The organism is Asaia krungthepensis NRIC 0535 (assembly GCF_025995175.1).
Taxonomy (GTDB): Bacteria; Pseudomonadota; Alphaproteobacteria; order Acetobacterales; family Acetobacteraceae; genus Asaia; species Asaia krungthepensis.
The window spans coordinates 108,492-121,735 of the sequence record NZ_BAPV01000010.1 but is presented as its reverse complement, the minus strand read 5'-3'; the positions used below and the strand labels follow the sequence as shown (position 1 = coordinate 121,735).

The 13,244-nt window shown below is 59.6% G+C and carries 9 protein-coding genes; 6 read left to right on the top strand and 3 right to left on the bottom strand.

What is annotated here, in order from left to right; genetic code table 11:
• The first annotated feature begins 154 nt into the window (after positions 1-154).
• The 6 genes from AA0535_RS07245 to AA0535_RS07220 all read left to right on the top strand — a co-directional run bounded on the left by AA0535_RS07245 (position 155) and on the right by AA0535_RS07220 (position 10,315).
• Positions 155-2,884, top strand: a complete 2,730-nt coding sequence (locus tag AA0535_RS07245) for a TonB-dependent receptor domain-containing protein (RefSeq protein WP_264815269.1) — start codon at positions 155-157, stop codon at positions 2,882-2,884.
• 448 nt (positions 2,885-3,332) lie between these two features.
• Positions 3,333-4,127, top strand: coding sequence for a hypothetical protein (locus AA0535_RS07240; RefSeq protein WP_264815268.1), 795 nt, complete (start codon positions 3,333-3,335; stop codon positions 4,125-4,127).
• Complete coding sequence (locus AA0535_RS07235; RefSeq protein WP_264815267.1) at positions 4,124-5,869, top strand: ShlB/FhaC/HecB family hemolysin secretion/activation protein; 1,746 nt, start codon at positions 4,124-4,126, stop codon at positions 5,867-5,869. The genes AA0535_RS07240 and AA0535_RS07235 overlap by 4 nt, the downstream gene beginning before the upstream one ends.
• 149 nt (positions 5,870-6,018) lie before the next feature.
• Complete coding sequence (locus AA0535_RS07230) at positions 6,019-8,484, top strand: TonB-dependent receptor (RefSeq protein WP_264815266.1); 2,466 nt, start codon at positions 6,019-6,021, stop codon at positions 8,482-8,484.
• Between the two features lie 2 nt (positions 8,485-8,486).
• On the top strand, positions 8,487-9,665 hold the full coding sequence (locus AA0535_RS07225) for a sensor histidine kinase (protein WP_264815265.1): 1,179 nt from the start codon (positions 8,487-8,489) through the stop codon (positions 9,663-9,665).
• Entirely contained in the window at positions 9,665-10,315 is a 651-nt protein-coding gene (locus AA0535_RS07220; RefSeq protein WP_264815264.1) for a response regulator transcription factor, read from the top strand. The genes AA0535_RS07225 and AA0535_RS07220 overlap by 1 nt, the downstream gene beginning before the upstream one ends.
• Positions 10,316-10,347: 32 nt before the next feature.
• Here the strand turns inward: AA0535_RS07220 and AA0535_RS07215 are convergent, their stop codons facing one another.
• The 3 genes from AA0535_RS07215 to gap form a co-directional block, all read right to left on the bottom strand.
• Complete coding sequence (locus tag AA0535_RS07215) at positions 10,348-10,803, bottom strand: hypothetical protein (RefSeq protein ID WP_264815262.1); 456 nt, start codon at positions 10,801-10,803, stop codon at positions 10,348-10,350.
• Positions 10,804-10,964: 161 nt separating this feature from the next.
• Complete coding sequence (locus tag AA0535_RS07210; protein WP_264815261.1) at positions 10,965-12,182, bottom strand: phosphoglycerate kinase; 1,218 nt, start codon at positions 12,180-12,182, stop codon at positions 10,965-10,967.
• Between the two features lie 27 nt (positions 12,183-12,209).
• A complete protein-coding gene (gene gap, locus AA0535_RS07205) occupies positions 12,210-13,229 on the bottom strand; it encodes a type I glyceraldehyde-3-phosphate dehydrogenase (RefSeq protein WP_264815260.1) in 1,020 nt (339 codons plus the stop codon).
• Between the last annotated feature and the right edge of the window lie 15 nt (positions 13,230-13,244).

The following is a 13,244-nucleotide window of genomic DNA, read 5'->3' as shown; positions in this document are numbered from 1 at the left end:
CCAGCGTTACGTTTCGATTGAATGTCGTTACGTATGGAGCGTTTGAACGATGGCGTTGAGCCTGCGCAGATCTTTCTTGTTAACGTTTACCGCCGTCGCTGGCTTGTCCGCATCCGGTTTTTCTCTTTCTTCCGCCTTGGCTGCGAGCGTTCCCATGGACGCTACCGCCACCAAGAAGAAAACCGTGGTCAAGACCAAGGACGCGGCGCCCAAATCCGAGACCATCATGGTCACGGGTTCCTATCTGCGTAGCTCCAATAACAGCTCGGCCAACCCGGTTCAGGTCGTGACGGCGAAGCAGATCCAGCAGACCTCGGCGATCTCTCTTGGAGATTACCTGCAACGCCTGCCGTCGGTGGGGTCTTCCGGCACGCCGAATCAGCAGACCAATGGCGGCGGCGGCGTAAGCTGCACCGATATCCGCAATTTTGGATCGAAGCGCGTGCTCATCCTGATCGACGGCAAGCGCACTGCCATCAACGCCGCCACGTCCTGCGTCGATCTGAACACGATTCCCGTTGAGGAGATCGCGAGCGTCGAAATCCTGAAGGATGGCGGCTCGGAGCTTTATGGCGCCGATGCCGTCTCGGGCGTGATCAACATCAAACTGCGCCATGATGTGACCAGGGCCACCATCACCATGCGTGGTGGCATCTCGCAATATGGCGATGCCAAGACCGGCCTGCTTTCGGCCATGAAGGGATTCAACTTCGATCATGGTCGCGGCAATGTCACGCTGTTCGGCCAGTACAACACGTCTGGCGGTATCATGAGCCAGGATCGTGCCTGGGCGGCTAACCCGCAGCAGAGCAATCCGGTGAGTGGCACGCCGCTCTATGGCTCATCCATCATTCCCGCAGGCCGCGTGACCAACCCGAACACGGGTGCCAATCTGGTATCGAATGGCGATGGCACTTTCCATCGCTACAGCAACGCCGACCGCTATAATTTTGCCAAAGACACAATGGTCCAAAATTATAACCAGAATTCGGCTCTGTCCGGCGATGCCCATTACGATGTAGACAGCCACTTCCAGCCCTATGCCAATGTGCGCTACAGCCACACCACCACGGCGCGCCAGATGGCTGCCGCTCCCGTCTCGGGTGGCATCAAGCCGTCGCCGCTTCTGTCGTCATGGACCATCCCTGCGGGCAGCCCCTATAATATCTGGGGCAAGGACGCGATCATGTCGCGCCGCATGAACGACCTCGGCCCGCGCAAGATGGATTATGCCACCGATACATGGACTGTGATCGGGGGCGCCAAGGGCAAGATCTGGCGTGGCTGGGATTATGACGCCTCCATGACCTACGGTCAGAGCCGATGGACGGCCAATACGCAGAACATGGGCAATTACCGTCATTTGCTTCAGATGACCGGCGTGCGCCAGCTCGACCCGACCAATCCGGGGAGCAAGATCGTCTATGATCCGACGGTCTGCACCAGCCAGCCGGGTTGCGTCCTGTCCAACCCGCTGGCGCCGCTTTCTCCTGCAGCCGCCGAGTACGGCAAGTTCACCCAGCATGACCACGCCGAATACCAGCTGCGTGACTTCAACCTGCGTATCAACAACAGCAATGTTGTGAAAATGCCGTACGAGCATGGCGGTAATGTCGGCATTGCGTTCGGTATGGAACATCGAAGCGAGCAGCTCAGCAGCAAGCCTGACCCGATCGTCGTCAGCGGCGATTCGACGGGCAATGCGTCCAGCTACAGCGGTGGCGGCTTCAACGTGAACGAGGTCTATGCCGAAGGGCAGATTCCCCTGTTGCAGAACGCGTTTCTGGCCAAGGATCTGACGATCGACGGTCAGGGCCGCTGGTCCGACTACAGTACCTTCGGTTCCACCAAAAACTGGAAGGCTTCGATCAACTGGGCTCCTGTGCGCGACATTCGCTTCCGAGCCACGCTGGGCACCTCCTACCGACAGCCGAACGTGTATGAACTCTATGGCGGCCAGAGCCTCGGCTATCCCTCGGCTTACGACCCGTGCAGTGCGGTCGCAGGGTACGGAGCGCAGGCGGCCGCCGTGCAGGCCCGCTGCGCTGGAGAGGGGATCAACACGGCAACGTTCGTGCCTCAAAATACCGGGCAGGTGCCCACCATTTCGGGCGGAAATGCCAAGTTGCAACCGGAGAGCGGGCGGACTTACACAATCGGCACGGTCGTTACGCCGCGTTGGGTGCCCGGTCTATCGGCTTCGGTGACCTACTGGCACTACTCGCTTAATAACACGATCGGGACGCTGACCCCCCAGTATATTCTGGATAATTGCTATACCGGAAGCGATACGAGCCAATGCTCCGCTATTGCCGCGCGGTCGACCTCGCAACAGCTCACCTCGGTTAACGCATTCTACCAGAACCTGGGCAGTATCCGCACCAGCGGTATTGATTTCGATCTCGACTATCACGTGCGTCTCACCTCTCATGACAGCCTGAATGTGTCGAACAACATGCAGGAACTGGTCAGCTATTTGCAGCAAAACGTGCCGAACGGTAAATGGTATAACTATACCGGTCGCCTGTTCTACACGGGCGGAAGCGGCCAGCCGCGCGTAAGCGATTATGCTCAGGCCACATGGCAGCATGACGATTTCAGCTTCACCTACATGATGCGCTATATTGGTGGCATGGTATGGAACAACGGTGTGACCGATCTGACGGCAAAGACTGCCGGGCAGTATAAGACGCCCGGAATTTTCACCCACGATATTACCTTGGGCTATCGTCTCAATCGCTGGAACTTCGAAGCTGGCGTCAGCAATCTGTTCGACAAAAAGCCACCTTTCGTGATGGATGCCGCCACCAACACGAATATCTACCAGTACGGCAGCCTGATCGTCGGCCGCTACGCGTTCCTTCAGGCCGGGATCAGCTTCTGACCCCTGAGGAATGATGCGGGTCAGGGCGCTTTTCGTGCAGCGCCTTGATCCGCATGCTTAGCGCTGGCGTCGCAGCCAGCCCGAGGCGAAACTTCTGTCACTTCCTCCTGCAGAAGAGACATTCGACGAAGGCCGCGATTGCCGTTTTCAGTCGTCTCGGTTTGCCGACCCGTTCGGTCATTTCCGTAAAATTACGCACATACGGTGATACCTGAAGATAGGCGGGTAAAACGCTGGGTGGCTGAACGCCTGCATCCGGCAACCGGCAGGGCTCTGGACTGAGGCTTCGCCTCTAAGGGCACGCGTTGAACAGACCTCAGGATCCAGGCGCGTGATCGCCTTGCAACACAACAGCTTCCGCCTTGGGGAGAGTAGGGAACGGCCCGCTATCATCACGGTTTGGTGATATAGGACCGTATCTCTTCTCTCCTTGCTTGCGGATTGTCTGTTGCGCCGACTTCGTCTCCCTGTGTTTCGTCCCGAGAGCATTGCCGTTCTCACGCTGCTTGCTCCTATCTTCCTCAGCATCCCCTGCATGGCGCAGCGTGCTGAGGGCGCGCAATCCGCGGGTGGGTTTGCTCCAGGCGCGCGCGCCTCGGCTTCGGCCAATGCGACGCTCGATAGCGTGGTGGGTAATCGCCCCTCACCGGTGAAGAATGAGGTTTCTCTCGGCGGCACCACCTACCGGGTTTCGCCTCAGGGTGTGGTTAGCGGTCCTGACGGAAAGGCCGTGGCCGGGGGATGCCCTTCTCCCGTTTCCGTGGCTTCGGGTCAGTTCGTAGCGGGCGGAGCACCCGCCGAGCCAGCATTGCTCGGCTCTCATGGTGCGGGGATAGGCGCAGGGAAGAGCGAGGCGGTCATGATCGGAGTGACGAAACAGGCCCCTCGAATCGCTCCACCGAACGTACCGCCCGCATCAGGGGAGATGCGGGACTATGCCACGATGAACGCGTCTTTCGGCCCCGCTGGCGTCTATGTGCTGCCCCATCCCTGCCGTATCAGCGGTGCGGACAAGCAGGCCATGATCGCAGACGCCGCAGCGTCTCTCGCCTCGGCGGGGGGAAATGCCTTTGCTCTGGCCGGTAATCGCGAGGGTGTCCGACAGGTGGACCTTGCCACGCTTCTGCCTGATGGCGACGTGATGCTCAGCTCCGATCGGGCCGCAAAGGCAGCGCCACAACTGACAACAAATACCTCTGAGCGGCAGGCTGCGCCCGCCATACCCGCAGGCGCGCAGCCATGAGGCGCCTTCGCACTATAGCGGGCCTGATCATTCTGGTCGCCGGGGCGTTTCTCCTGCCGCATGAAGGCGCGGCGCGTTCGATACTCAGGCCGGGTGGGGCTGCCTCTGCCTTGCCAGAACTCTCCTCATCCGTCCCCCGACAACCGGCGCTCGTTCCCCAGGCGCTTAGCTCTTCCCGTCCGGCTTTACCGCTTTTACGGGCGCTGGTTATCGCCCCGATGGGGATGAGCGCGCAACAGAAGCGGGACAGAGCGCTCACTACCGTCAATCTACCCTTGCTTGAAACCGCTGCGTTCGCCAAGCGCATCATGCCCTTTATCGGGCGTTCCCTCAGCTTCGGTCAGATGCAGGAACTGGTGGATATCGTCGTCGGGTATTATCGCGAAAAAGCCCATGCCTTCGTGACGGTCAGCGTACCTCCCCAACGCGTTCATGCGGGCGTCCTGCGTCTCGACGTGCTGGAATATCGCATAGGCGCCCTGCGCGTGATCGGCAATCAGTGGTTCTCGGATCGGGTTATCCGCCAGCAGAGCGGTCTCTCCAGCGGTCAGGTGCCGACGCTCGATGCATTGCAGACGGATCTGCGCTGGCTCAACATCAACCCGTTTCGCACCGTCGATATGGTGTATCGGCCAGGCACCACCCCCGGCGTGACCGATGTTGATCTGCGCGTGGCCGATCGCCTGCCGCTTTACGTGTATGGTGCTTACGACAATCAGCTTGACCCCACTCTTGGGCGGCTGAACTGGGATCTGGGCGTCTCCTGGGGAGACGCATTCCACCTTGGCCAGACACTGACCTATCAATTGCAGCGCAGCGTATCAGGACGGTTCACCGGTCATAACGCAAGTTGGGAAATTCCCCTCTCATCCCGTGATGCCCTGCTGGTTTTCGGCAATTATTCGGTCTCTCATCCGGTAGCTGACCAGCCTTTGAGCAATAAGGGTATTTCGGGGCAGGCCTCGTTACGCTGGCTACACATGCTGCCCCATCTGGCTCTTGGGGCGCGGTTTGGTGTGGATGGCACGGTTCAAGCGGGGTTCGACTGGAAATCCACGATTTCAGACCAGTTCAGCGCCGCCGTGCCCCTGATCCTGGCCAATGCCGAGACCAATCAGTTCGTTCTCGGCTTTATCGGCTCCCTGCAGGACCCTTGGGGCAAGACCGAAATCAATAATCAGATCGTCTATGGCCCGCCGGGTATCTCCGCCTATAACAAAAGGGGATGGTACGAGACCATTTTTCCTAACGCCAAGCCGAATTACGTCTATGACCGGCTTCTCCTGAAACGCGCCCTTTCTTTGCCTTTCGGTCTCACGGCCAATACGAAATTCGGCTGGCAGGGTGCCACGCATAATCTGCTTTACAGTGAGCAGCTCATGATTGGCGGTATGGGTACCGTGCGCGGGTATTATGTGAATACCTCCTTTGGCAGTCGCGGTCTGATGGCAAGCGAGGAAATCGACACACCTGGCTTTTCTCTGGGTAAATGGATCGGGCTGAAGGCGCTTGATGACAAGAACACGCTGGGTGCCTTCTGGGACTGGGGCGATAATTCCCAGGTTCACCCTGCGGGGATAGGGCCGCGTGTCGTGACATTGTCGAGCCTTGGCACCGCGCTGAGCAGCAAGATCAACCGTCATCTGAATGTGAGCATCGATGCTGGCTGGAGGCTCCGGCGGGCTGCCAGCCGAGGAAGTCGAGGTGTGTTCTGTGACTTCAATCTCGTCGCTGGATTCTGATTGGGATAAAGTATCGTCCCTCGTGATCTCCAGTGAGGATTTCCTGAATTACGAGACCTATACTTTGGTATAGAGAGATCATACCAAAGAGGGCATTTGATCGGACGCGTATTGTCATTAGGGAATTTCCGAACAGGGAAGATCTCAACATGAGCCATGATACGCATCTCCGGAAAATCGCCGTTTCCTGTGGGAATCAGACCATTTTCGCGCGTCAGGCGGCCTGCATGGCAGGCCTGATGCTACCACTCCTCCTGCCCTGCGAAGCTGCGCTGGCCGCGGAAAATGCCGCGACGGCAAAAGCCGCTTCTGAGGGGAAAAACCACGCCGGAAACGCGGCCAGATCAGCAGATCGGAGAAACGGCCGAACTGTCATTCGGGCGAAAGAAGAGGACCGTCAGACCTCGGGGAAAACTGCTGCGTCCCAGACCGAAACCATCAGGGTTGCCAGAGATGCCCATCGCGCGGTCCAGCCCAATATGACCGTGCTGACCCCGGCCGACTGGCGTAATACGCTGAGTGGCTCCAATCCACTCGCACTCCTCGCCCAGACGCCCGGCGTTTCCTATACGACCTCGGATTCCTACGGTCTGGATGAGTCCGATGCGAGCCTGTTCCTGCGCGGGTTTCATATGAACGAACTCGGCATTCTCTTTGAGGGCATTCCGCTGAATGATTCGAGTTTCGGAACGCTGAGCGGTACAAATGTGCTCAATATCAGCGTCCCCGATACAATCGGTTCGATTGTCGTATCGCCCGGCACCTCACGTGAGAGCACCTATTCGAGCAGCAATAATGGCGGCGAAATTCGCTACGCGCTCATGGCACCCGCTGAAACACCCAGTCTTGCCGTCAATCAGGCCGTAGGCAGCAACAACACCCTTGTCACGACGCTCGTGGGGCAATCCGGTACGCTTGGCACGTCGGGGCCGCGTGTGCTCGCCGGTTTCCAGCGCATCAGTAAGGATAAATATCAGGGGCAGGGCTCGCAGAACATGCTGCGCAGCAATATCAAGGCGGTGCAGGATGTCGCCTGGGGCGATCTGACCGCCTTTTTCTCGGCCTCGCAAGCGCAGGTCTGGGGCTATAACAACGTGTCTCACGATATGCTGGACAAGCTAGGCTGGCGCGGCGCAGATTTCACCTATCCGAATTATGGGGCGGCTTACGACATGGCGCGTCCCGAAAATGCCGAGGCGCAATGCGGTCCCTATAGCTGTGCGGAGCGTGCGGCCCTGACCCCGTATGACAGCGGCCAGGTCTCGCAGGATTTCATAGGGTCCCTGGCCCATCGCTTCAGGATCGGGAACCGTCTTCACGGCAAGGCGCTTTTCTACGGGGCGAGCACTTATACCGACGCCAGTGTTTCAGACCCGACAACCCCTTCCGAAACTGGCGCCCCGTTTTCAGAGCAGGTCTGGCATTCTGCGGTCCGGCGCTTCGGCGGCAGCCTTACCCTCGACTACCGGATCGGCCATCATCTTCTTTCTGCAGGACTCTGGCAGGAGACATCGCGCTCGATGGCCGATCAGTCCTGGTATAACGAACCGCTCCTGGGGACTGGGGCACCACTCAGGGCTATCGGACCGTTTGATCGTTACGGACCCGCTTTTCAGACACAAAATCTCTCCCATTGGCACACATCTTCGCGCCAAATCTTCTTGCATGACGACTGGAAGCTCACGCCCTCCCTGCTCCTGGGGTTGGGGTTCAAGGCAATAGATGTGCATTCCTCGGGGGGCGGTATTGGGGATGATGGGGCCCCCCGCGGGAATCTGCGCTCGCAGAACGGTTTCCTGCCGCATCTCTCCCTGCTCTGGACACTGTCGCCCCGTCAGGATCTGTTCATCGATGCCGCCCAGACCCAGAGCGGCTACCGCATGTCGCCTCGCGGCAATATCGGCTACTCCGCCTCGATCTGGTCCGCTTCGGATCAGGCAAGTTTCGATGAGGCCCTGTCGCGTATCGCCCCCGAAAAGGACATGACAGTCACGATCGGCGGACACAGAAAAGAGGGGCACTTCAGATTGTCATGGGACGGGTACTTCTCGCTTGTCGAAAACCGGCTTGTTTCCGCGTCGATCGGCACGTTGCACAGCCCGGTCAACACCGTCGGGATCGTGCGGGCATCGCATATCTGGGGGGGAGATGTCGCGGCCAGCCTGCCTCTGGGACCGTATCTGACACTCAGCCAGTCCCTTTCGGTCAGTCGCTTCCGTTACGGTGGCGATCTGGTCGCCGGAGGTGAGATCTTCCCGATCAGGGGAAAGGCCCAGCCGGGTTACCCGGCGCTGTCTCTGCAAAGCTCGGCCTTTATGCATGTCGGACAGGTCGAGGCCGGTGCGACGAGCGTTGTGTATCTTGACCGTCCTTTCTCGTACACCAACGACATCATGGGGCCGAATTACTGGAACACTACGGCCTATATTGCGTGGAAACGCCCTGGCCATGCAGGCTGGCCATCGCTCGACATGCGTCTTGATGTCTATAATCTGCTCAACAGCAAGATGATCGGCAACCTCAATGTGGACGGCGCCCCGTTCTCCGGAGATTATCAGACCATGCAGCGCTCGGCGCCGAGACAACTCGTTTTCAGCCTGGGTACGAGGTTCTGATCATGAGAAGAGGGAGCGGCACGCCCGAGACCGCCCGCGTGGTCGCCCGCATGGCCCGGCAGGGAAAACGGCAGGGTCCCGAGTCACGTTATCCCGGTTCACTCGGCTCTGGCTCCGGGAAGGGGGGGCATGGTGCACGACCCGTTGCCGGTGCGACCCGTCCCATCCTTCTCGGCCTGGTCATGGCCGCCATTTTTGCTGCCGATACGATCACCCATTACGAGATCGCGATACCGGTACTCTATACGGTGGTGCTACTGGGCGCCGCCTTCTCTTTTCGGCCAGAAAGCCTGATCTGGCTTGCTTGCCTGTGTCTTGGCCTGACCGGAATGAGTTTCGCCTTCACCCTGCATGGTAACGCGGCCACAGGATTGATCAATCTGCTGATCAGTTCGGCGGCGATCGTCATCACCGCCTGGCTTGCCATCCGGCTTCAGCATGCCAAGGAACTGGCCCTGCAGGGGCAGTCCCAGCTGACACGCATCGCTCATGCGCAGATGGTCAGTGGTCTGACCTCGTCCATCGTGCATGAACTCAACCAGCCCCTCGCAGCCATCGCCACCAGCGGGCAGGCGTGTCAGCGCTGGCTCTCCGCAACACCGCCCAATGTCGACCGGGCGGATGCTGCGTTAGAGCGCATCATACGCGATACGACGCGCGCCGCCGATATCCTGACACGCATGAAGGATCTGACACGTGGCAAGGTGACCGAATGCGGGCGTTTCGACCTGGTCGATGCCGTGATGGACGTGGTGGCCATGGCCCAGCATCGTCTCGAGCGCCACGACATCGCGGCTCGTGTCCGCTGCAAGGCGGGCACTCTGTCTGCCTGGGGAGATTCGGTTCAGATTCAGCAAGTTGTGAGCAATCTCCTGCTCAACGCGATCGAAGCCATCGCGGCGCGGGGCACGGGTGGCGGCTATATAGAGATCGCCCTATGGGAGGAAAATGATTCCTGTCTGTGCAGGGTGAGCGATGACGGTGCCGGGATTGCCCCCTCTCTGACAGATCACCTTTTTGAGCCCTTTTGGAGCACAAAGCAGGAAGGGACAGGTATTGGCCTCGCAATCTGCCGCACATTGATCGAAGCCAACAAGGGCCGGATCTGGCTGGCTCAGGATCGTCGTGAAGGGGCAGCGTTCTGCTTCAGTATCCCTGCGGCGCGCGAGGAGGAATCGTGATGGATGCTCGAAATGGGCTTACCGGGGAAACGATCGTATACGTGGTCGATGACGATGCCTCGATCCGTCAGGCACTTGACGATCTGCTGAGCGCGGTTGGGCAAAAAGTTCGCTGCTTCGCCGATGCGGAGAGCTTCATTGTTGCGCCGAAAGACAACTGCCCTGCCTGCCTGATTCTCGATATCCGGATGCCGGGCCTGTCGGGCATGGATTTTCACAGGCGCATGGCCGGGCTCGGTCTGGATTATCCGGTGGTCTTCATCACCGGCCATGGCGATATTGCCATGGGGGTCGAAGCCATGAAGAACGGGGCGATCGAATTCCTCACCAAGCCGTTTCGCGATCTCGATCTGCTCGATGCCATCCAGCGCGGCCTGGCGATCAATGAGGCAAGACGGCAAGAGAGGGCGGAAGGCGAGGCGCTTCTGAGGCGCTGGCGCAGCCTGAATGCGGGTGAAAAGCAGGTTGCCCGTCTCGTGGTCACGGGGCTGCTCAACAAACAGACGGCGGGAATACTGGGCGTCAGTGAGATCACTGTGAAAGTGCGTCGCGCGCAAATCATGCGAAAGATGGAGGCGGGCTCACTGCCCGATCTCGTGCGTGAGATGGATCGTCTGAGGGGACTTTCGCCCGCCGAACTGGATAGCTGAATAGCGGTGAAATCGCCTCTCTGGGGCGATCGTCAATCTATGGGGATGGCGACTGCCACACCGGCAGCCATCGAGCCATGGCCGCGTCTTTGGTCATTGGCGGCGGCCCCACCTGAAAGAGCATCACCTACCTGATGATGATTACGCTGGAAAAAATCGGCCTTGAGCGTGGCATCGTCGCCATTGCCCCGTTCCTTGGGGGCGTCCATGTCATCGTCGGGGAGGGGGGCTTCGCTGAAGCCGTTATGCGTCGATGGCGCGGACGCCTTGACGGTCAGAGAGGCCTGTCGGATCAGCGGCTCGGCTGTTGCGACCGGTTCGAGCGAAAAAGAGGAAACCGATCCGAGCGCGCTACCCTTCATCGACCGATGGGGAGTGCCGTGGGAGGTATTTGGGGAAGCGGGCTGTGAGGCCGTGTCTTCTGCGGAGGCGTGTCGTGGCATGACGCAGGCCAAAAGCCCGACCAGCAAAATAGAACAGAGACGCACCGACGCGTTCCTCCTTGCGGATCACAGTATCGATTTACCTGAAGCCGATATAAGAACCGGCGACGAATACTGTACTCGCGCGGGAGAAGCGGATGCAACAGGAATGGACCGATTGTATCACGTCGACATCAAACGTGATGCAACCGGTCCGGGCAGGATACTCAGATCGGGAAGGCGTTATGCGCTGCGTCGGTCAGCACCGCAATTCCCGGAAGGAGCTTGCCTTCGAGCCATTCAAGGAAGGCACCGCCAGCCGTCGACACATAGCTCATCTTGTCGGCTGCATCGGCATGGCGCAGGGCCGATACCGTGTCACCGCCACCGGCAATGGTCTTGAGCTGCCCAGCCTTGGTCAGTGCTGCGGCCTTTTGCGCCACAGAAACGGTTGCCGCGTCGAAAGGCTTGATCTCGAACGCGCCAAGTGGGCCGTTCCAGACCAGGGTCTTCAGGCCTTCGAGCTTGGCATTGATCAGCGCGACGGTTTTCGGACCGGCATCGAGGATCATGGCATCAGCCGGGACCGCATTGATGTCGCAAACTTCCGAAGGGGCTCCTTCACGGAATTCGCGTGCGATCACGGCATCGACCGGCAGAATGATCTCGCACTGGCCGTCCTGCGCCTGCGCCATGATCTTGCGCGCCGTTTCGTGCATGTCGGCTTCCTGAAGCGACTTGCCGACAGCAACGCCCTGCGCCGCAAGGAAGGTATTGGCCATTGCGCCGCCAATGAACAGCACATCGACCTTGCCCAGCACGTTCCCGATCAGATCGAGCTTGGTCGAGATCTTGGCACCGCCAATCAGGGCCCCCACCGGGCGTTCCGGCAGTTCGAGCGCAGCAGTCAGAGCGTTCAGCTCCGCTTCCATCAGTCGTCCGGCATAGGCCGGCAGATGATGGGCCAGACCCTCGGTCGAGGCATGGGCACGATGTGCGGCTGAGAAGGCGTCATTCACGTAGACGTCGCCCAGACGGGCGAGCATGTCGGTGAACGCCGGATCGTTCTTTTCCTCACCCGCATGGAAACGGGTGTTTTCGAGAACGCAAACCTCGCCATCCTTGAGCTTTGCAACGGCTTCTTCCGCCTTCGGTCCAACGCAGTCGGACACGAAATGCACCTTGTGCTGGATCTTGGATTCCAGCATCTCGGCCACGGGAGCAAGCGACATGCCGGGCACGACCTGACCTTTGGGACGGTCGAAATGGCTCAGAATGATGACGCGCGCGCCCTTGTCGGCCAGCTCGCAGATGGTCGGGATGACGCGGTCGATACGCGTCGTGTCCGTGATGGCGCCTTCACGCACCGGCACGTTGAGGTCGGCGCGCAGAAGAACGCGCTTTCCCTCAGGAGACAGATCATCGAGCGTGTGGAAACTGGCCATGCGCTATACTCCCGTTTTTCTTGCTTGTTAGAGGCTGCCGAAAAGCGCTGCCGTGTCGGACATGCGGTTCGAGAAGCCCCATTCATTGTCGTACCAGGAACAGATGCGCACCATTTTGCCACCATCGATCACCGCCGTCTGCGTGGCATCGAAGGTCGAGGAAGCATAGGAATGGTTGAAGTCCGTGCTCACCAGCGGGGCTTCGTTGTAATCGAGCACGCCCTTCAGCGGACCCTCGGCAGCGGCGCGCAGCGCGTCATTGACGGCCTGAACCGATGCCGGGGCACGGCTCGGGATGAAGTCCAGCGAAACGACGGAGACATTCGGCGTCGGAACGCGGATCGAGGTGCCATCCAGACGGCCCTTGAGGTGCGGCAGAACCAGACCGATGGCCTTTGCAGCGCCCGTCGAGGTCGGGATCATGTTCAATGCGGCTGCACGGGCACGGCGCGGATCGCGATGATGCGTGTCCACCGTGCGCTGGTCACCCGTATAGGAGTGGATGGTCACCATGTAGCCGCATTCGATGCCGAAGGCCTCGTCCAGCACCTTGGCGACCGGTGCCAGACAGTTGGTCGTGCAGGATGCGTTGGAGATAACCGTCATGTCCTTCGTCAGCATGGCATTGTTCACGCCGTAGACGATGGTGGCATCGACATCGGTGCCTGGAGCGGAAATCAGGACTTTGCGGGCGCCAGCCTGGATCAGGGCCGAGGCCTTCTCCTTGGTGGTGAACAGGCCCGTGCATTCCATGGCCACGTCGACGCCGTCGAAGGGAACCTTGGTGGGGTCACGCTCGGCGGAAACGCGGATCGGACCATAGGTACGCCCATTGGCTTCGATGATCAGGTTGTTGCCATCGACGCGAATGGTACCGGGGAAGCGACCATGAACGCTGTCATAAGCCAGCAGATGGGCGTTCTCTTCCACCGAGCCGAGGTCATTGATGGCGACAGGCACGACATCCGTACGTCCGCTTTCAATGATACCACGCAGCACCAGACGTCCGATACGTCCAAAACCGTTGATCGCGATTTTCACAGCCATTGTAGTCTCCCGGCC